Genomic DNA, 18971 nt, shown 5'->3' with positions numbered 1-18971 from the left:
GAAATAAAAATGGAAGACAGAGATTTATCAATAATGTTACTTAAAAATATACATGTATTCCACAGTATAGTTAAAGTAATAGTTAGTGAGAGAAATGAAAGCAGAATACTTACAGAAAGACAGTTCTTTGCGTTAAAGAAAATGGCGGAAATAGATAAAATGGAATTGAAAAATCTAAGTAAGGTATTACATGTGTCTACTTCAAGTCTATGCATACTTCTAAATAAACTTGTTGAACAGGAATATGTTTATAGAGAAGAAGATAAAAAAGATAGAAGAAATACATTCTATGGAATAACTGAAAAAGGTAAGGAAGTTTTAGAGAGAGAAAAAGCTGATATCTTAAAAATAATAAATAAAAAAATAGAGCTTATAGACGAAGACAAAAGAGAAGATTTATACAAAGCATTAGATTTTGTATTTGATACTTTAATAGGAACTCTTAAATAATAGGAAAACTAAAATTATTAAAAATAAAAAAGGAAAGAATTCTCATACATACAACGTTGAGTTGGTATGAGAATTCCTTCCTTTTTTTATTTGTCTGCTAAAACTGCATCGTATAGTATCTTACCTATAGGAGCATTTATTTTTAAAGTTGCTCTTCCATCCATAGAAGTAGAGCTTTTGTTTATAAGGACTAAATCTTTTCCTCTGTAGTAGTTTACAAAGCTAGCAGCAGGATAAACTACAAGAGATGTTCCACCGATTATTAAAAGATCGGCATTTTTAATAGCTTTTATAGCTCCAGTTATAGTGTTTTCATCCAGTGCTTCTTCATATAGAACGACATCCGGCTTTACAATTCCACCACATACATCGCATTTTGGAATAGTTCCATCTAAAGCCAACATATCTTCTAAATCAAAGAACTTGTGACATTTTGTACAGTAGTTTCTCTGAACAGAACCGTGAAGCTCGTAAACATTTTTGCTTCCAGCCTTTTGGTGAAGTCCATCTATATTCTGAGTTATAACAGCCTTTAACTTTCCGATTTCCTCTAAATAAGCTAGTGCTTTATGTGCATTGTTAGGCTCTGCGTCCTGATAAATAAGCTTATCTTTGTAGAATTCATAGAAATACTCTGGATATCTAACAAAGAAAGAATAAGATACAACTTCTTCAGGTGAAAATCTTCTATTTAACTTTTGATTGAATAAACCATTAGAGCTTCTGAAATCTGGGATATTTGATTCTGTAGAAACTCCAGCTCCTCCAAAGAACACGATATTACTGTGTGAATCTATTAATTTTTTTAATTCGTTTACTTCATTCTCGAACAAAATAATCATCTCCTTTTGTTTTATATTATTATATTACTACAAAAAAATAAAAATGTAATCGTATAGTGAAAAATATATCGTCTTTACTTACATTGCAAAAATAGATTATAATTATATTAACTAAGTGAATTGAAAGGAGATTTTAAAATGAAAAAAAGAATGGCAGCTGCATCTCTAGCAATGATTCCTATGCTTGCGATGAATGTAAATGCAGAAAATATTAAGACAGGGATTGTGAGTTCAGCGTATTTAAATGTAAGATATTCTCCTTCAGCATCAGCAAAGTTGCAGTTAGTGTTAAAAAAAGGAAATAAGGTAACTGTAATTGGTGAAAAAGATGGTTGGTACAAAATTAAAACAGCCTCTGGTAAAACAGGTTGGGTTGTTTCAAAATATATATCATTAAAAGCCGATGCTATTAGAAAAGATGCTAGAGGCATAAAAAAGATAGTAACAGCTACAACATTAAATGTAAGAAGTGGTCCAGCTACATCGTATACATCAATAGGCAAATTATATAAAAACAACGAGGTCGATGTAATATCAGAATCTAATGGATGGTCTAAGATTCAATTTGGATCTAAAATAGGGTATGTTTCTTCAGAATACCTAAAATCTGTATCTACAGGAAATAATAACTCTGGAAATACAGGAAATTCTCAGGGAGTTAAGAAGACTATACAGGAGGTAACATCATCTCTATTAAATGTTAGAAATGGAGCTGGTGGCCAGTATACAAAAATAGACACACTTCATAAAGGTGATAAAGTAGTAGTTTCAACTATTGAGAATAACTGGGCCAAAGTAGAATACGATGGAAAAAATGGATATGTTTCTTCTATATATTTAAAATACATATCAGATAAGATAGAAGACGAAGATACTGATTTAAATGGTACTGCTTCAGATGTAATACCAGGTGCATATACTCAGAGAAGTCAAAAGGATTACTCTCTAGATGATATGGTAGAAGCTCAGTATATAAAAGGTCAGAGTGGTGGAAATTTAATATCAAGACAGACAAATAGACTTCTTGATATATTAAACCCTCAAGAAAGCTTATTCACAACAGAAGCTATGAGAACTAATCCAAGAGCATATGGGGCACCTACTAAGGAAGAATTAGAATACTACTTAGATCCATCAAACTTTACTAGTCATACAGATGGAATAATGCAATTTGTAAGACTTGATAGATATACAAATTCTATAACAGCAAAATCACTAGATAATTATTTTGCATCTAGAGGATCAGAATGTGTATTTAACGGAAAAGGTCAGGCATTTATAGATGCAGCTAAAAAGTACGATATAGATGTACTATACTTTGTATCTCATGCAATGTGGGAAACTGGAAATGGTAAATCTAAACTTGCGCAAGGACAGGTTGTAACTAGTGTCGATGGAGTAACTCTTGAAAAACCTGTAACAGTTTACAACTTCTTTGGAATAGGTGCTACAGATGGAAATGCACTTGAAGGCGGTAAAATTACTGCTTATAAAAATGGTTGGACAACTGTTGAAAAAGGTATAGACGGGGCTGCAAAATGGATTTCTGATGGATACATCCACAACTCTAAATATAATCAGAACACAGTTTATTCTATGAGATGGTGCTATGAATATACTTGGCATCAGTATGCAACAGATGTAAACTGGGCTAATGGAATATCAAAGATGATGTCATCACTTATGACAAAATATGGAAATGGAAACAATCTTTTAATAGATATTCCAGAATATAAATAATAAAAATAAATTTATAGAATATATGGAATCATGTGCGATAATTTGTACATGATTCTTTATTTACGTTAATATATTATTTTGCAAACAAATAAATTGGAAGTTTGTAAATTTTAAATACTGTTAGGAGAGAAGAAAAGATTGGAAAGCTTAAAGGAATGTATGATAAAAATGGATATAAGCAATACTTCTCTTATAAAAAAGATGGAAGATGTTTATATAAAAAAAGTTATCTACTTTAAAGAAAATAAAACTGTATATTTCTATCTATCTTCTAAAGACGTTGTTCCATATGAGTATTTAGAAAGAGCTCAAAGGGAGATAAAGGCTAAGAATAAATATTTTAGAGAGATAAAGTTTAAGATAGAGTATACAGGGTTTGAGAGAAAAACAGAAAAAGATATAATGAAAAAATATTGGCCTAATATAGTATATATACTAAAGAGTATTTGCCCATCTATATCTGGGTGGCAGAAAGAGATTGAGTATTTATGCATAGAAAACAAACTTAAGATAAAAATTCCAAAGGGTATATTTTACCAGAGAATTATGAATAAGAATATCACTACAACTCTAAAACATACAATAAGTGAGGAGTTTGGAATTGATATGGATATTGAAATCGAGAGCGCAGTCGATGAAAAGGTTGATAGGAAGAAATTAGTTGAAAAAATAGATAGAGAATTCAATGAAAAGATTATGATTCTCGAAAAAGAAAATAGAAATAAAACTAGTGAGTCCGAAGAAGAAAGCGGATATGTTATAAAAGATGAGAAGGACGAAAATATGATTTATGGAGAAAATGTAAATGTCCTTACAGAAAAAATAGAAAACCTAGATAGCAATTCTGGAACTGTAGGTATAGAGGGAACAATATTCAACATAGAGATAAAAGAGCTTAGAAATGGTAAAATCCTTCTAATGCTTATGGTAACAGACTACACAAGTTCTATAACTTGTAAAATATTCCTCACTGATACTAATAAAGATTGGGTACTTGGAAAAATAAGCAAGGGTATGTATATAAAGATAAAGGGAGATGTTCTTTATGATACATTCCAGAGAGAGATAAGTATGACAATCAGCGGTATGAGAAAGGAAGAAAGAGAAGAGAGAAAAGATACTGCTGAAAAGAAAAGAGTGGAACTACACGCACATACTCAGATGTCCTCAATGGATGCAATTTGCTCAGTTAAAGGACTTGTATCTCGTGCTGCAAAATGGGGACATCCTGCTATTGCAATAACTGACCACGGTGTTGTACAGGGATTCCCAGATGCTATGAATGCAGCTAAAAAAGAAGGGATAAAGGTGCTTTATGGGGTTGAAGGGTATCTAACAGAGGATAATAAAGATGCCATAGAGAATGCAAATGATAAGAGTTTATCTCAAGAGTTTGTAGTATTTGACTTGGAAACTACAGGTTTTTCCAATATAAACGACAAGATAACAGAAATAGGTGCTGTTAAGATAAGAGATTTTGAGATTGTGGATAGATTTAGTGAGCTTGTAAATCCAGAAAAAGATATATCATATAGAGTTCAGGAGCTTACAGGAATTACCAATGAAATGGTAAAAGACAAGCCTACAATTGAAGAAATACTTCCTAAGTTTATGGAGTTTGTAGGAGATGACGTGCTAGTTGCTCATAATGCAGACTTCGATACAGGATTTATTATGCAGAAGTGTAAAGAGCAGGGATTGGAGTATAAGAATAAAAAGGTAGATACACTGATGCTTGCTAGAATTATGCTTCCTAATTTAAAAAGATATAAGCTAGATAAGGTTGCAAAAGAGGTCGGTGTGCAGCTACTTAACCACCATAGAGCTGTAGACGATGCCGAAGCAACTGCAAATATATTTATAAAATTCCTTGGAATGTTAAAAAAACAAGGAGTTGAAAAATTATCAGATGTAAATACAGTACTTGGAAAGGTTGACTATACAAAATTAAAAACTCATCATATAACATTGATTGCAAAAAATCAGACTGGTATAAAAAATCTTTACAAGATTGTATCTGATGCGCATGTTAATCATTTTTACAGAGCACCGAGAATTCTTCAAAGTGTGCTTGATGAATATAGAGAGGGAATTATTGTAGGATCTGCATGTGAAGCAGGTGTTGTATACGATGCTGTTAAGAAAAGACTTCCAGATGAAGAAATGGAAAAGATTATAGCTCCATATGATTATATTGAAGTAATGCCTATAGATAATAATAGATTTATGATAGATAATGGAGATGTTGAGGACGAAGATGAGTTAAAGGAAATAAATAGAAGAGTTGTAGAAACTGCCAAGAAATTTGGTAAAATTCCTGTAGCTACTGGAGATGTTCATTTCTTAGATAAACACGATGCAGTGCTTAGAAGGGTGCTTAAATTCTCTCAAGGATTTAAGCTAGATGATGAGGAGACTTACCTTCATTTTAGAACTACTGACGAAATGCTAGATGAGTTTTCTTATTTAGGAGAAGAACTTGCTTATGAGGTTGTTGTAGAAAATACAAATCTTATAGCTGATATGGTAGAGGATGTTAAACCGATACCAGATGAAACTTATCCACCGGTAATTGAAGGTTCAGATGTAGAACTTAGAGAGATGTGCTTTAAAAAGGCTGTGGATATTTATGGAGATCCACTTCCAGAGATAGTAGAAAAAAGGCTTAATAGAGAGCTAAACTCTATAATCGGTAATGGTTATGCGGTGATGTATATAATTGCACAGAAGCTAGTTGCAAAATCACTTTCAGATGGATATCTAGTTGGTTCAAGGGGTTCTGTTGGTTCTTCATTTGCAGCTACAATGAGTGATATAACAGAGGTTAACCCACTTCCAGCTCATTATGTTTGTCCTAATAAAGAGTGTAAGTATTCGTACTTCTATGCTATAGGTGAATGGGGATCTGGAATAGATTTACCAGATAAAGTTTGTCCAAAATGTGGTGAAAAACTTATAAAGAACGGACATGATATACCGTTTGAAGTTTTCTTAGGATTTGAAGGGGATAAAGAACCGGATATAGACCTTAACTTCTCTGGCTCATATCAGCCAGTTATCCACAAGTATACAGAGGAGCTGTTTGGGGAAGGTCACGTCTATAGAGCAGGTACAATAGGTACAGTAGCCGAAAAGACAGCTTTTGGGTATGCAAAGAAATACGTTGAAGAAAATGATATAGAAGTTCCATCAGCTGAGGTACTTAGACTTGCAGAAGGTTGTACAGGTGTTAAGAGAACATCAGGGCAGCATCCTGGAGGAGTAATGGTTATACCAGATTACAAGGATGTTTATGATTTTACTCCAATTCAGTATCCAGCTAATGATGTAAACTGTGGAGTTATAACTACTCACTTCGATTATCATTCTATAAGTGGTAGAATTCTGAAGCTAGACATACTTGGGCACGATGGTCCGACCATTATAAGAATGCTTGAAGATATAACAGGAATAACAATAACTGATATTCCTCTTGATGATAAAGCTACAATGTCTTTATTTACTTCAACTGAGGCACTTGGTGTAACTCCTGAGGAAATAGATTGTGAGATAGGATGTCTTGCAATTCCAGAATTCGGGACAAAATTCGTTAGACAGATGCTTTTAGATACAAAGCCGACTACATTTGCAGAGTTAGTCAGAATATCTGGGCTTTCTCATGGGACAGATGTTTGGGTAAATAATGCACAGGATTTGGTCAGAGAAAATATAGTTGGACTAAAAGAAGTTATATCTACACGAGACGATATAATGAACTACTTGATATTTAAAGGACTTCCACCAAAGATGAGTTTCACGATAATGGAAAGTGTCAGAAAAGGTAGAGGATTAAAGCCAGAACATGAAGAGGCGATGATTGAAAATAATGTTCCGGATTGGTATATAAATTCTTGTAAAAAAATAAAATACATGTTCCCTAAAGCACATGCGGTTGCATATGTTATGACATCTTTCAGACTTGCGTACTGTAAAGTACATTATCCAGAAGCATTTTATGCGACGTACTTTACTACAAAAGTTGAAGATTTTGATGCAGATCTTATTATAAAGGGATACGATGCGATAAAGGCAAAGAAAAAAGAAATTGAAGAACTTGGAAATGACGCAACTCAAAAGGAAAAAGGAATGTATATAATTTTGGAAGTTGCGCAAGAAATGTATGCAAGGGGAATAAAAATTGCGCCTGTTGATATTTATAAATCATCTGCAACAGAGTTTGAAGTGATAGGGCCTGGACTTTTAAGACCACCTATGACAGCGCTTCAGGGAGTTGGAGAAAATGCAGCGATACATATTGTAGAGGAAAGAGAAAATGGAGAGTTTATTTCTAAGGAAGATTTTAGAAAGAGAACTAAGATTTCGAGAACGGTTGTAGAAACATTAGACAAGCATGGCTCACTTGGAAGTATGAGCGATAAGAATCAGCTTTCATTATTCTAAAAATAAAAGTCAAGTTTTTAGAAGAAATGACAATGTTATAATTATTGTAATTTATTATTGTCAAATCTTGCAAACATGGGAAATATGTGATAATATATAAATTAATACAGTTTATCTTTTACAAGGAAAGGAAGAGTGAGGCAGTTGTTCTCACTCTTTTTTATGGAAAAAGAACGAAAAATTACAATTGAATAAGGAGGATAGATAATAATGAAAAAAAGTGAAATAGTAGATAGAGTTGAAAAAATGGTAACTGCTATAACGGATGAAAAAGGTTATGAAACGGTAGACGTTGAGTACGTAAAAGAAGCAGGCCAGTTCTATTTAAGAGTAGTGGTTGATAAAGAAGGTGGAATATCTCTTAACGAATGTGAAGAGGTAAGTAGAGAATTAAGCCCAAAACTTGACGAAAATGATTTTATAGAAGAAAATTATTATCTTGAAGTATCTTCTCCTGGAATTGATAGAGCACTAAAAAGAGATAAAGAGTTTGTGAAGTACAAAGGAAGAGATGTGGAAATAAAACTTTACAAAGCCATAGATGGTGTTAAACAGTTCGAAGGGGAACTAGTAGGTTTAGATGAAGAAAATAATATAGTTGTTATCATAAATAATGAAGAAATGAAATTCAATAGAAAGGACGTTGCAATAATAAGATTAGCTATAAAATTCTAGTCTTAGATGCACAAGGAGGAAAAATGAATCAGGAATTTTTAAACGCATTAAACGAGATAGTAGAAACTAAAGGCATAGACAAAGAAATACTTATAGATACTATCGAACAGGCTCTTTTAACAGCTTATAAGAAAAACTTTGGTCAGGCGCGGAATGTTGAAGTAGAATTTGACAGAGAAAATGGAGATATAAGAGTATACTCTACTAGAACTGTAGTTGATGAATCTGATTACTACGATAGTTTCTTAGAAATAGAACTTTCAGAAGCTAAAAAAATAAGCCCAAGCTACGAAATAGGAGATGTTATAAGAAATGAAGTAACTCCAAGTAACTTTGGTAGAATAGCAGCTCAGACAGCTAAACAGGTAGTTGTTCAGAGATTAAGAGAAGCAGAAAGAGAAATAGTTTACAACGAATTCATGGAAAGAGAAGGCGAAATAGTAGACGGTGAAATAACTAGAGCTACTCCAAGCGTTGTATATGTAGACCTTGGTAAAATAGAAGGTGTTATGCCACGGAGCGAAAAAATAGACAACGAAATATATAAAGAAGGTCAGAGAATAAAAGTTTACGTTGTAGAAGTTAAAAAAGGAAGCAAAGGACCTCAGATAATAGTATCAAGAAGTAATAAAGGTCTTGTTGGAAGATTATTCGAACTTGAAGTTCCAGAAATAGAACAGGGAATAGTTCAGATAAAATCTATAGCTAGAGAAGCTGGATCAAGAACTAAAATGGCTGTTAAATCAGTAGACGAAAAAATAGATCCAATAGGAGCTTGTGTAGGACCTAAGGGATCAAGAGTTAAAAACATAGTAGATGAACTTGGAGATGAAAAAATAGATATAATAAAATACAGCGATGATTTTGCTGAATATATATCTGCATCATTAAGCCCATCAAAAGTTGTTAAGGTAGAAGTTGATGAAGAAGAAAAATCAGCATTAGTAGTTGTACCAGATTATCAGCTTTCATTAGCAATAGGTAAAGACGGACAGAATGCTAGATTAGCAGCTAAACTTACTGGATGGAAAATAGACATAAAAAGCGAATCTCAGTACGAAGAAGATTTAGCAAATGGTGTATACGATAAAAAAGAAGAAAGCGAATTAGAATTCAATGATGAATTTGCAGATTTCTCAGATGAAGATTTATTCGCAGATGACGTAGAAGTAAAAGAAGAAACTGTAGAAGAATAGATGAGTTAGGAGGGATTGTTTTGCAGAAAGTGAAAAAAGTACCTCAGAGAAAATGTATAGCTTGTCAGGAAAGAGATTCTAAAAAGGGCCTTATAAGAATAGTTAAAAATAAAGAAGGCGAAATATTTTTAGATCCAACAGGTAAGGCAAATGGTAGAGGAGCATATATCTGCAAAAGTGCCGAATGTCTTAAAAAAGCTATAAAAAGTAAAGCGTTAAATAGAGCTTTTAAAATGGAAGTACCACAAGAAGTATATGAAAGATTACTTACGGAGTTAGAAGATTATGAATAATATGTCTAAAAAAAGAGTAATGTCACTATTAGGTCTAGCTACTAGAGCTAGAAAGGTTGTATCAGGAGATGATACGACTCTTCAAGATTTAAAAAAAGGAAAAGTTGATTTAGTTATAGTTGCAACAGATGCATCAGATAATACTAAAAAACTTTTTAGAGATAAATCATCTTTTAGAAATGTAAAGATGGTTGAATACGGAACAAAAGAAGAAATTGGAAACGCAATTGGAAAGAGTTTTCGTGCTGTTATAGGTATCGAGGATAGAGGATTTGCGAAGAAGATATTGGAATTGTTAGAAGAAATTTAATATAGGGGGTGGTCTTGTGTCAACAAGAGTAGACCAGTTAGCAAAGGAATTAAAAATATCGAATGAGGAGCTTATAAATAAATTAAAAGCTTTCGATATAGAAGTATCAAGTGAAGAAGATGTTCTTGAAGGAGAAGAATTCGAACTTGCTTACGAAATGATAAAAGAAGAAGTAATAGCTGAAAGAGGAAATGTAATATCAATCAGCGGAAAAATAACTGTACAGGATTTAGCAAATGAAATGGGTAAAACTGTATCAGAAGTTATAAAAGAGCTTATGATGATGGGTACAATGGCGACAATAAACCAGGAAATAAGCTTTGAAATAGCATCATTAGTTGCTACTAAATTCGGATTTGAATTAACTACAGCAGATGATAGTGAAACTGAAGACGAAATAGAAAAATTAATGGAAATAGAAGAAGATAAAGAAGAAGATTTAAAACCTAGACCACCAGTTGTAACAGTTATGGGACACGTTGACCACGGTAAAACTTCTTTACTAGATGCAATAAGAAAAACTAATGTTACAAAAGGTGAAGCCGGTGGTATAACACAGCACATAGGGGCTTCAGAAGTTAAAATAAATGGACAGAAAATAGTATTCCTAGATACACCAGGACATGAAGCTTTCACATCAATGAGAGCAAGAGGTGCTCAGGTTACAGATATAGCTATACTAGTTGTTGCAGCAGATGACGGTATAATGCCTCAGACAGTAGAAGCAATAAACCACGCTAAAGCAGCAGAAGTCCCACTAATAGTTGCTATAAATAAAATAGATAAAGATGGAGCAAACCCAGACAGAGTTAAACAGGAATTATCTGAACACGGACTTCTTGTTGAAGACTGGGGTGGAGATGTTATAGCAGTTCCAGTTTCAGCTAAGAAAAACATAGGAATAGATCACTTACTAGAAATGGTTCTATTAGTTGCTGAAATGGAAGAATTAAAAGCAAACCCAGATAAGAGAGCTGTTGGTACAGTAATAGAAGCACAGCTTGATAAAGGTAGAGGACCAGTTGCTACAGTACTTGTTCAGGGTGGTACTTTAAGAGTTGGAGATCCAATAGTAGCAGGTGTTGCAAGTGGTAAAGTTAGAGCGATGATAAACTCAAAAGGTAAGAGAGTTAAAGTTGCTGGACCATCTACTGCAGTTGAAATACTTGGACTTTCTGATGTTCCACAGGGTGGAGACCAGTTCGTTGAAGTTCCAAGTGATAAAGTTGCTAGAAGTATAGCAGAAAAAAGACAGCAGCAGCAGAGAGAAGAAATGTTAAAATCAAGCCAGAGATTATCTCTTGATGATTTATTCAACCAGATGAATGATGGATTAAAAGAATTAAATATAGTTATAAAAGCAGACGTTCAGGGTTCTGTTCAGGCAGTTAAACAGTCACTAGAAAGATTATCTAATGATGAAGTTCAGGTTAAAGCTATACACGGTGGTGTTGGTGCGATAACTGAAACAGACGTACTTCTTGCAGCTGCATCTAATGCAATAATAATAGGATTCAACGTTAGACCAGTATCTGGTGCTGAATCATTAGCTGAAAAAGAAAACGTGGATATGAGAACATACACAATAATATACAAAGCTATAGAAGATATACAGGCTGCTATGTGCGGTATGCTTGATCCAGATATAGTTGATGAAGACACAGGTAAAGCAGAAATAAGAGAAACTTATAGAATATCTGGTGTTGGTACAGTTGCTGGATGCTATGTAACAAATGGTAAAATATACAGAAACTGTAAAGCTAGAATAGTAAGAGACGGTATAATAGTTCACGAATGTGAATTAGCTACTCTTAGAAGATTCAAAGACGACGTTAAAGAAGTTGCAGAAGGATACGAATGTGGTATGAGCTTCGTAAACTATAACGATATAAAAGAAGGCGATATAGTTGAAGCATACATAACTAAAGAAGTTGAAAGAACATTATAATAGATAATAAGATGTTTCTCTTAATTTTAGGAGATTAAACATATTTAAGTCGGCTGCTAATTTAAAAATTACAAAAGGAAAGAGGTCGAAGATATGACATCATATAATAGAACAAGAAGAATATCAGAAGAAATTAAAAAAATAATAGGGCAGATGTTAATAAACGGAATAAAAGACCCTAGAATAACATCTATGATAAGTGTTACAGATGTAGATGTTACTAATGATTTAAGATATGCGTTTGTATATGTTAGTTTATTAGGTGGAAATGAAGAAGAATCTCTTGCTGGATTAAAAAGTGCAGCAGGCTATATAAGAAGAGAAGTTGGAAGAAAAGTAAAACTTAGATATATACCTGAGATAGTATTCAAAGTGGATGACTCTATAGAAAGAGGAATGTACATGGATAGTCTGATTAAGAAAGTTCAGGAACACGATATGGAAAACAGCAAAGAGGTAGAAGAAGATGAAGAGTAAATTTATCCCAAAGATGGACAGTGTAATAAAATGCATTGAAGACAATAATGTTTTCGTAGTTACTTCACATGTCAGTCCTGATGGAGATAATATAGGTTCTACTCTTGGAATGTATAGATTTTTAGAAAGATTAGGGAAGAAGGTATATCATGTACTAGATGATGATATCCCTTCTAATCTAGTATTTCTTTCTAAGGAAGTAGATAAAATAAGCTCTACAGAGCTAGAAGAAGATAATTATGTAATGATAGCTCTTGACTGTGGAGATGAAAAAAGAATTTGTACAAGCGACGATGTTAAGAAAAATGCCAGTGTTAGAGTTTGTATAGACCACCACGCCAGCAATGATGCTAGTTTCTGTGAGATAAACTACATAGACAGTGAGGCGTCATCTACATGTGAACTTGTATACAACATAATAAGACGATACGGCGATTTAAAAGATGAGGACTATATAGATGAAGTAATAGCCACTAGACTATACACTGGACTTTCAACAGATACAGGAAACTTTCAATATTCATCTACTGAACCATCAAGCTTTGAAATGGCCAAGGTTCTATTAGAGCATGGCGCTGAGAGAGATATGATTATACAGAAATTATATCAGAGTAATTCTCCAAACTACTATAGATTACTTGGGGATGCTCTTAATACTTTAAGTATAGCCGAAGCACCTAATGGACAGTTAGTAGCTTCTATATGTGTTTCTATAGATATGATGAAAAAACATTCTATAGGCTATAACGATATAGATGGCGTAACAACATATACTAGAGATATAGAAAATGTTGAAGTAGGAATATTCCTAAAAGAAAAAAGAAAGGGCGAAATAAAAATAAGCCTACGCTCAAAAAATGATATAGATGTTAGTAAAATTGCAATGCAGTTTAACGGTGGCGGTCATGTGAGAGCTGCTGGATGCACAATAAACGACACTATTGAAAATGCAGAGAAAATTATAAAAGAGCGGGTTTTAAGGGCTTTTTAGGATTAACTATATGGATAAGATAATAAGTATTTTAAAACCTACTGGAATGACATCAAATGATGTCGTTGGAAAAGCTAGAAAAATTTTAAAGATAAAGAAAATTGGACACACTGGTACATTAGATCCAGACGCTGCTGGAGTACTTCCTATCTGTATAGGGAGAGCAACAAAGGTAAGCGAGCTTATTTTAAATAAAGAAAAATCATATTTATGTGAATTAACTCTTGGAGCATCTACAGATACTTATGATTCATCTGGAGAGATATTATTTAAAGTTCCGGATGATTTTGAGTATAAAGAAGAGGATATAAGAAAAGCATTTGAATCTCAGATAGGTGATATAGAGCAATATCCACCTAAGTATTCTGCTTTAAAGGTAAATGGCAAAAGAATGTGCGATTTAGTTAGAAGTGGAAGAGAGGACGAGATTGTTCTTAAACCTAGAAAAGTTACTATAAAAAAAATTGAGATACTTAGTATAGAAGGAAACAAGATTAGATTCTATGTCGAGTGCTCAAAAGGGACATATATAAGAAGTATATGTTATGATATCGGCGAAATCTTAGGATGTGGAGGACATATGTCTTTCCTTCTTAGAACATCTTCAGGGAAATTCAATCTAGAAAATTCTATAACTTTTGAGGAGTTAGAAAAATTTGTAGAAGACGGAACTGTAGAGGATCACGCTTTTGATATTGACTATACTTTAGACTTCTATCCAAAGATAGTGCTTAGAGATAATGCGGTAAAATACTATTCTAATGGTGGAATTATAGAGTCTTATAGATTTGATGAGAAAAATTACACAGATAAGGATGAGTATGTAAGAGTTTATAGTCATGAAGGATTTATCGGAGTTGGAAGACTAATAAGAGAAAATGGAAAGGTCAGTGTGAAAAGCGACAAAATTTTCGTTTAAGATGATGTTTTGTTGATTTATATTAGATAAAAATAAATTCTATTAAAACTACCGGAGTATTAATATGAAAGTTATTAAAGCTATAAAAGATATAGATATTGAATTTGATACAGTTGTTACGATAGGAAACTTTGATGGCGTACATAAAGGTCATCAGGTGCTTATTGAAAAAACTGCAACTTATGCTAAAGCGAGAGGCATTAAAAGTGCTGTTTTTACATTTTTAAATCATCCAATAAACTACTTTGTTCCTGAAAAAGTAAAGAATATATTTGATGAAAAAGAAAAGGAAAGGCTGATAGAAGGCTTTGGAATAGATTACCTTATAGATATACCATTTGATAAGGCTATGACACAAATATCAGCTGAGCAATTTATTGTAAAGATATTAAAAGATAAAATTCACGCAAAAAAAATAGTTGTAGGTCATGACTTTACATTTGCACGAAATAAAGAGGGAACTGTGGATGTATTGAGGGAAATTGGACATGAATATGGAATAGAAGTTGAAATAGTTCAGCCTATAAAAATAAATGGAATAAGAGTTAGTAGTACATTTATAAGAGAATTGATTTCTAAAGGTCGTGTTGATGAGATACCTCAGTACTTAGGAACTCCTTATGTAATTGAAGGAGAGATAATCCACGGAAAAGCAAATGGAAGAAAGATGGGATACCCAACAGCTAATATAAGCTTGAAGGATCAAATTATAAATCCTAAAAATGGAATATATGCTTCAAGAGTAATCATAGATGGAAAGAAATATTTTGGAGCTACTAATGTTGGTATGAATCCAACGGTTAATGGAAAATATCTTTCAATAGAAACAAATATACTAGACTTTGATGAAGATATATATGGAAAAAGAGTTAGAATTGAGTTTTTAGAAAAAATTAGAGATGAGAAAAAATTTGAATCGCTTGACGAATTGAGAAAGCAGTTAGATTTAGACACTGGATTTGTAAGACAGAAGTATTTGTCAAATAATAAAATGGATGACTAAAAAATATTTGCAAATACTTTTAAGATATGTTAATATAATTAAGGTGATTAACCCACACTCAGCAGTTGAACACTCCGATCACTGCCTAGTGAAGGGCGATTAAAAATAAATACATGGAGGAAAAACAAATGTTAGCAAACAAAGCAGAAATAATCAAAGAATTCGGAAGAAAAGAAGGAGATACTGGTTCTCCAGAAGTACAGATAGCTATATTAACAGCTAGAATAAACGAATTAAACGAACACTTAAAAGTTCACAAAAAAGACCATCACTCAAGAAGAGGTCTATTAAAAATGGTTGGTAAAAGAAGAAACTTACTTTCTTACTTAAAAGAAAACGACCTAGAAGGATACAGAGCGTTAATAGCAAAATTAGGTTTAAGAAAATAATTTATTTATCAGTAAAAAGCAGGTATATAATTACCTGCTTTTTTCAAATAGAAATATAATAAAGATAAAATAAATAATAGGGGATTTTTATTTTATTCAATTGAAAATTCAATAACAGAAACAAGGAGGTATAATATGAATATTCAGCTATTATGCGATAGTTTATGCGATATACCAGACGAAATAGCAGCTAAGCCTTATTTAGAAGTTATTCCGTTGACAGTAATGTTCGAGAATGAGGAATTTAGAGAGGGAATCGACATAAGTAAAGAGGAGTTTTATAAAAGGGTAAAATCTACTGGAGAAATACCTAAAACTTCTCAGGCGACATATATAGAGTTTAGAGAAGCATTTGATAAGTATACTTCTGAGGGTAAAAAAGTTATATGTATAACAGGCTCTTCAAAATCATCTGGAACTTATCAGAGTGCTACACTTGCGAAGGAAGATTGTGAAAATGGAGAAATATCTGTATTTGATACGCTAAACCTTTCTCTGGGAAGTGGACAGTATGTTATAAAAGCATGCGAATTGATAGAAGAAGGAAAAAGTTATGAAGAAGTGCTAGAGGAATTAGAGAATATAAGGGAAAGTGTGCATTTATTATTTGTACCGTCTACTCTTACTTATTTAAAGAAAAGTGGTAGAGTCCCAAGCGCTACAGCAACAATAGGAAATCTTCTTCATGTTCAGCCATTATTCTATGTTGAAAATGGGGATATAAAAATGTTAGAAAAAATAAGAGGTGCGAAAAAAGTTCCTCACACAATGGTTGACGTACTTATAAATATGAACGATGGAAAACTTGAAGATAAAATTGTTACAATAGGGTGTGGAGCAAATTACGACGAGATGAAAGGTCTTGAAGAAGAAGTTAGAAAGAGAATAAAAGCTAGAAAAGTAATGTTTACAAGAGGTGGAGTATGTATATGTTCTCATACTGGACCAGACATAATTGCTTTAAGTAGTTCTCTTTAAAAATTAAGTAATGATTAAATATATTGTAGAAGTTTGATATTTTTGATAATATATTAATTGAGACGAGAAAACGGAAGAATTAGGAGGAAAAATAGATTATGGTTGAACATAAGATATATACTACAGAATTTGCTGGTAGAGAGCTTTCTGTAGAAGTAGGAAAAATATGTGAAATGGCTAATGGTAACTGTATAGTAAAATACGGTGACAGTGTAGTTATGGTAAACACAACAAAATCAGCAGAACCAAGAGATGGAATAGATTTCTTCCCTCTAAGTGTTGATTATGAAGAAAAATTATATTCAGTAGGTAAAATACCTGGTGGATTCTTAAAAAGAGAAGGTAAACCTTCAGAAAAAGCGATATTAACATCAAGATTAATAGATAGACCAATAAGACCTTTATTCCCAAAAGGATTCAGAAATGATGTTCAGGTTGTAGCAACTGTTCTTTCAGTAGACCAGGATTGTACTCCTGACATAGTAGCTATGATAGGTTCATCAGTTGCATTATCAATATCTGATATACCTTTCAATGGGCCAACAGGATCAGTTTGCATAGGTTTAGTTGACGGTGAATTCGTTGTAAACCCTAACGCTGAACAGAGAGAAAAAAGTGAAATGCACTTAGTAGTGTCTGGTACAAAAGACGCTATAATGATGGTTGAAGCAGGTGCTCAGGAAGTATCTGAAGATACTATGTTAAAAGCTATATTATTCGCACATGAACACATCAAAAAAATAGTTGAGTTCATAGAAGAAATAGTAGCTGGTTCAGGAAAAGAAAAAGAAGAAGTAAAATTATACCACGCTGATGAAGATATAGAAGCTCGGGTAAAAGAATTTGCTTCAGCAAAAATGAGAGAAGCCGTTCAGACTGTTGAAAAAATGGAAAGAATGGAAAATATGGATAAAGTTAAAGAAGAAACTTTCGCTTACTTTGAAGAAAAATTAGAAAACTTTGAAGAAGTAGCTGGAGATATAGAAGAAGTTCTTCAGGCTATAATAAAAGACGAAGTTAGATCTTTAATAACTGATGAAGAAGTAAGACCAGACAACAGAAAATACAATGAAATAAGACCTATATGGTGTGAAACTGGTATGATACCAAGAACTCATGGTTCTGCTATATTCACAAGAGGTCAGACTCAGGTAATGAACATAGCTACATTAGGAGCTTTAGGTGATGTTCAGAAACTTGATGGATTAGATGAAGAAGAAAACAAAAGATATATGCACCACTATAACTTCCCAGCTTACTCAGTAGGTGAAGCTAGACCTTCAAGAGGACCAGGAAGAAGAGAAATAGGACATGGGGCACTTGCTGAAAGAGCATTACTTCCAGTAATACCATCTCAGGAAGATTTCCCATATGCAATAAGATTAGTATCTGAAGTACTAAGCTCAAATGGATCAACTTCTCAGGCGAGTGTTTGTGCATCTACATTATCATTATTAGATGCGGGTGTTCCAATAAAAGATATGGTAGCTGGTATAGCTATGGGTCTTATAAAACACCACGATAAAGTAGTTGTACTTTCTGATATACAGGGAATGGAAGACCACTTAGGAGATATGGACTTCAAAGTTGCAGGTACTGAACACGGTATAACAGCTATACAAATGGATATAAAAATAGACGGTATAGATGAAGATATATTAAGAAGAGCTCTTGCACAGGCTAGAGAAGGTAGAATGTACATACTTGGAGAAATGAGAAAAGTTATATCTGAACCAAGACCAGAGCTTTCTCCATACGCTCCAAAAATAGAAAGAATGAACATAAATCCAGATAAGATAAAAGATGTAATAGGACCTGGTGGAAAAGTTATAACTAAGATAATAGACGAAACTGGTGTTAAAATAGACATCGAACAGACTGGTGAAGTATTCATAGCTGGTACTGACAAAGCTATGATAGAAAGAGCTAAAGAACTTATCGGAAATATAGTTGCTGAAGCAGAAGTTGGTAAAGTATACAGAGGTAAAGTAACTAGAATAATGAACTTTGGTGCTTTCATGGAAATACTTCCAGGTAAAGAAGGACTTCTTCACGTTTCTCAGATATCTAAAGAAAGAGTAAACAATGTAGAAGATGTTCTAAGCATAGGCGATGAATTAGACGTTAAAGTAACTGAAATAGACGAAAAAGGAAGAATAAACCTTTCTAGAAAAGTTCTATTATAATAAATGAATAATCAAGAGATGCCGAAAAATTTTGAGGCATCTCTTTTTTTGTTATTTAAATAGATGTGCAGAAAAAATAAAAATAAAATAACAGTTGTAGTTGTCAAATTCTTTTTCAATTATTAGAAGTTGAT

The 18971-nt window shown here is 33.0% G+C and carries 16 protein-coding genes; 15 read left to right on the top strand and 1 reads right to left on the bottom strand.

What is annotated here, in order from left to right; genetic code table 11:
• Positions 1-9 precede the first annotated feature (9 nt).
• Complete coding sequence (locus ACK2WN_RS00395) at positions 10-450, top strand: MarR family winged helix-turn-helix transcriptional regulator (RefSeq protein WP_118548115.1); 441 nt, start codon at positions 10-12, stop codon at positions 448-450.
• Positions 451-536: 86 nt separating this feature from the next.
• Here ACK2WN_RS00395 and ACK2WN_RS00390 read toward each other — a convergent pair whose 3' ends face one another.
• Entirely contained in the window at positions 537-1292 is a 756-nt protein-coding gene (locus ACK2WN_RS00390) for an NAD-dependent protein deacylase (protein WP_300529828.1), read from the bottom strand.
• A 138-nt stretch (positions 1293-1430) separates the two neighbouring features.
• Here ACK2WN_RS00390 and ACK2WN_RS00385 point away from each other — a divergent pair, with 138 nt between their 5' ends.
• The 14 genes from ACK2WN_RS00385 (at position 1431) to pnp (ending at position 18837) form a co-directional block, all read left to right on the top strand.
• The gene (locus ACK2WN_RS00385) at positions 1431-3032 is read left to right on the top strand and encodes an SH3 domain-containing protein (RefSeq protein ID WP_416154519.1); all 1602 of its coding nucleotides are present in this window, start codon (positions 1431-1433) and stop codon (positions 3030-3032) included.
• A gap of 138 nt (positions 3033-3170) precedes the next feature.
• Positions 3171-7472 (top strand): PolC-type DNA polymerase III, encoded by a 4302-nt coding sequence (locus ACK2WN_RS00380; protein WP_416154518.1) that lies wholly within the window; start codon positions 3171-3173, stop codon positions 7470-7472.
• Positions 7473-7682: 210 nt separating this feature from the next.
• Positions 7683-8147 carry a ribosome maturation factor RimP gene (gene rimP / locus ACK2WN_RS00375; RefSeq protein WP_006440138.1) on the top strand — a complete coding sequence of 155 codons (465 nt, stop codon included), beginning with the start codon at positions 7683-7685 and terminating at the stop codon, positions 8145-8147.
• A gap of 23 nt (positions 8148-8170) precedes the next feature.
• Entirely contained in the window at positions 8171-9343 is a 1173-nt protein-coding gene (nusA, locus tag ACK2WN_RS00370) for a transcription termination factor NusA (protein ID WP_300529821.1), read from the top strand.
• Between the two features lie 20 nt (positions 9344-9363).
• A complete protein-coding gene (gene rnpM, locus ACK2WN_RS00365) occupies positions 9364-9636 on the top strand; it encodes an RNase P modulator RnpM (RefSeq protein WP_178411637.1) in 273 nt (90 codons plus the stop codon).
• Positions 9629-9946: a L7Ae/L30e/S12e/Gadd45 family ribosomal protein gene (locus ACK2WN_RS00360; protein WP_300529817.1), complete on the top strand. Its 318-nt coding sequence runs from the start codon at positions 9629-9631 to the stop codon at positions 9944-9946. The genes rnpM and ACK2WN_RS00360 overlap by 8 nt, the downstream gene beginning before the upstream one ends.
• 16 nt (positions 9947-9962) lie before the next feature.
• A complete protein-coding gene (infB, locus tag ACK2WN_RS00355; protein WP_300529815.1) occupies positions 9963-11894 on the top strand; it encodes a translation initiation factor IF-2 in 1932 nt (643 codons plus the stop codon).
• Positions 11895-11987: 93 nt separating this feature from the next.
• Positions 11988-12371: a 30S ribosome-binding factor RbfA gene (gene rbfA / locus ACK2WN_RS00350; RefSeq protein ID WP_300529813.1), complete on the top strand. Its 384-nt coding sequence runs from the start codon at positions 11988-11990 to the stop codon at positions 12369-12371.
• Entirely contained in the window at positions 12361-13362 is a 1002-nt protein-coding gene (locus ACK2WN_RS00345) for a DHH family phosphoesterase (RefSeq protein ID WP_416154517.1), read from the top strand. The genes rbfA and ACK2WN_RS00345 overlap by 11 nt, the downstream gene beginning before the upstream one ends.
• 10 nt (positions 13363-13372) lie before the next feature.
• Complete coding sequence (truB, locus tag ACK2WN_RS00340; RefSeq protein WP_416154516.1) at positions 13373-14281, top strand: tRNA pseudouridine(55) synthase TruB; 909 nt, start codon at positions 13373-13375, stop codon at positions 14279-14281.
• Between the two features lie 64 nt (positions 14282-14345).
• Positions 14346-15284, top strand: coding sequence for a bifunctional riboflavin kinase/FAD synthetase (locus ACK2WN_RS00335; protein WP_300529807.1), 939 nt, complete (start codon positions 14346-14348; stop codon positions 15282-15284).
• A 128-nt stretch (positions 15285-15412) separates the two neighbouring features.
• Complete coding sequence (gene rpsO, locus ACK2WN_RS00330; RefSeq protein WP_040410435.1) at positions 15413-15673, top strand: 30S ribosomal protein S15; 261 nt, start codon at positions 15413-15415, stop codon at positions 15671-15673.
• A 135-nt stretch (positions 15674-15808) separates the two neighbouring features.
• Positions 15809-16651, top strand: a complete 843-nt coding sequence (locus ACK2WN_RS00325) for a DegV family protein (protein ID WP_416154515.1) — start codon at positions 15809-15811, stop codon at positions 16649-16651.
• Positions 16652-16749: 98 nt separating this feature from the next.
• The gene (gene pnp / locus ACK2WN_RS00320) at positions 16750-18837 is read left to right on the top strand and encodes a polyribonucleotide nucleotidyltransferase (protein WP_330000394.1); all 2088 of its coding nucleotides are present in this window, start codon (positions 16750-16752) and stop codon (positions 18835-18837) included.
• Positions 18838-18971 lie beyond the last annotated feature (134 nt).

This window comes from Peptacetobacter sp. AB800 (assembly GCF_047807365.1).
Taxonomy (GTDB): domain Bacteria; phylum Bacillota; class Clostridia; order Peptostreptococcales; family Peptostreptococcaceae; genus Peptacetobacter.
The sequence above is the reverse complement of the archived record's forward strand: the minus strand, read 5'-3'. Positions and strand labels throughout refer to the sequence as shown.